Here is a 431-nt window from a genome sequence, read left to right as displayed (position 1 = left end):
AGCTGTTCGGCTACACGTCGATGGTGTGGGCAACCGCCGGTATTACCGTGCTGTCGTTCCTGGTGTGGCTGCACCACTTCTTCACCATGGGTTCGGGTGCGAACGTCAACGCGTTCTTCGGTATCGCGACGATGATCATCTCGATCCCGACGGGCGTGAAGATCTTCAACTGGCTGTTCACGATGTACCGCGGCCGCGTCGAGCTGAACTCGATGATGCTGTGGACGATCGGCTTCATGATCACGTTCGTGATCGGCGGCATGACCGGCGTGCTGCTGGCTGTGCCGGGCGCTGACTTCCTGCTGCACAACAGCCTGTTCCTGATCGCGCACTTCCACAACACCATCATCGGTGGCGTGGTGTTCGGTTACCTGGCCGGTATCACGTACTGGTTCCCGAAGGCCTTCGGCTTCAAGCTGGACGAGAAGTGG

Annotated in this window: 1 protein-coding gene; it reads left to right on the top strand. The window is 59.4% G+C overall.

Going from position 1 to position 431, the window contains the following annotated elements:
• On the top strand, positions 1-431 hold a 431-nt coding region (locus RVY79_RS17505), incomplete at both ends, for a cbb3-type cytochrome c oxidase subunit I (RefSeq protein WP_317465762.1).

The organism is Chromohalobacter sp. HP20-39, from assembly GCF_033052815.1.
In the GTDB taxonomy this organism is placed as follows: Bacteria; Pseudomonadota; Gammaproteobacteria; order Pseudomonadales; family Halomonadaceae; genus Chromohalobacter.
This window is presented reverse-complemented; position numbering and strand designations above follow the sequence as displayed.